This window comes from Daeguia caeni (assembly GCF_042653845.1).
Lineage (GTDB): Bacteria > Pseudomonadota > Alphaproteobacteria > Rhizobiales > Rhizobiaceae > Brucella > Brucella caeni.
In genome coordinates this window covers 1-938 of the sequence record NZ_JBHSEL010000020.1, presented here as the reverse complement: position 1 = coordinate 938, position 938 = coordinate 1, and the positions used below count along the sequence as shown (strand labels likewise).

Genomic DNA, 938 nt, shown 5'->3' with positions numbered 1-938 from the left:
GTCACAAGCTTGGATGCTCATCTCCTCAATCAGGCGAATGACGAGGCGTATCGCAAAAATGAAATGTTGAGTCGGGCTCTAAGCCGTAGGTGAACGTCCACGCAAGTCCTGAATAATTCTTCCACCCTTCAGCTTTCGGGCAAACTTTTCTGCATTTTTCTTTTTTCGAGCAGCTTTCTTAAGTGCAAGCTTTTCTTCCCTCACCTTCAGTTTAGCAATATTGGGTTTTCTCCCAAAAGGGGAAACTGCCGGGAATGCGATTGAGGTTTTTTCAGGCTGATAATTTTGTTGATCCGGCCCCAACACAGACACATGTATAATTCTACCATTTGCCATACAACACCTCCTGTTTGCCGCAAGCTGGCAGAGGCGCGGCAGGCGGTCAAGGGGATGCGTCCAGATTTGGGGAGACATAATGCGCCCAGATTTGGACGCATCGGGCTTTTATCCAATTCTGGATGAAAGGTATTTCGGAATTCGAAACACCTTCATTGCCGTAACAGCAATGCGGGCATCTGCGTCTCCTTAACGGAGATGCAGACGATTTTCGTACGATGTCGGTACGGATTTCGTTCCGACCCCGGTAAATTCTTACCGACCGTCACTGTCGGATTTTCCGACATTCAAATGTGCCTGTAGGACATATTATGGGAAATTCCCATGATACCAACCGAACGAAATTCGTTCGCTAGGCCGTGTGGACGAATTGGCTCAGGTATTGGCCTGAGGATTCCACGAAGGAATCCAGTGTGATTCATGGATTGCCGACTGATTCTGGAGGTCGGCATGTCTACGAAGATGACGGAAGCGGATTGGGCGGTGGTGCTGGAGGTCTTTCGCGCCTCGCTGCCGCGGCGCGGCGCGGCGCCAAGGGGCGGGATGACCGGTTGTTCCTGGAGGCTCTGCACTATTTCTCGGTCCATAACATTAGCTGGCGG

At 50.9% G+C, this 938-nt stretch carries 1 protein-coding gene; it reads right to left on the bottom strand.

The window, feature by feature from the left end; translation table 11 throughout:
- Nucleotides 1–78 precede the first annotated feature (78 nt).
- Complete coding sequence (locus ACFO1V_RS01740; protein ID WP_380075039.1) at nucleotides 79–336, bottom strand: hypothetical protein; 258 nt, start codon at nucleotides 334–336, stop codon at nucleotides 79–81.
- Between the last annotated feature and the right edge of the window lie 602 nt (nucleotides 337–938).